This is a genomic window from Mesorhizobium sp. P3_A9 (assembly GCF_056402975.1).
On the sequence record NZ_JBFUGJ010000800.1, the window covers coordinates 1 to 605 of the forward strand.

The following is a 605-nucleotide window of genomic DNA, read 5'->3' on the forward strand; positions in this document are numbered from 1 at the left end:
GCCTGACGCTGACCCGCGGCATCTACCGGACGGCGGGCGCCAAGGGCATCAAGGTGCTGCTCGACGGCCATGGCGGCGACGAGGTCGTTTCACCGGGCCATGGCCATTTGCACGAGCTTGCCAATGGCGGCAGGTGGCTGGACCTTTGGCGCGAGGTCCGCAGCGCCTCCAACACCTATGGCGACAGCACGTTTGGCCTCTATTTCCAATTCCTGACCCTTTACGGGCCGGCCTGGCGGATAGCCAAGGCGAGACAGATGGCGAATAGGGTTCTCAACCGGATACGCAAGCCCGCGCAAACACAGCGTGGCCGCAGCTGGCGCGACCTGATCAATCCGGACCTGGCTAGGCGGACCGAACTCATCGACCGCTTCCACCGGGCCGGCTACATGCCGCCCGGCGTCCAGGCCAGCGACGCGCTCAGCCATCGCTGGATCCTGTCCAACGGCTACGTGCCGCATTCTTTCGAGGTGCTCGACAAGGCGGCTGCCAATTTCGGCGTCGAGCCGCGTTATCCCTTCTGGGACAAGCCGCTGGTCGARTTCTGCCTGGCRCTGCCGGGCGAGGARAAACTSAGCCRCGGCTTTGGCCGCTACGTGTTGCGC

The 605-nt window shown here is 65.2% G+C and carries 1 pseudogene; it reads left to right on the top strand.

The annotated features are described in order from the left end of the window. Positions 1-605, top strand: a pseudogene (locus AC1DX0_RS36815) (lasso peptide isopeptide bond-forming cyclase); the annotation flags it as partial.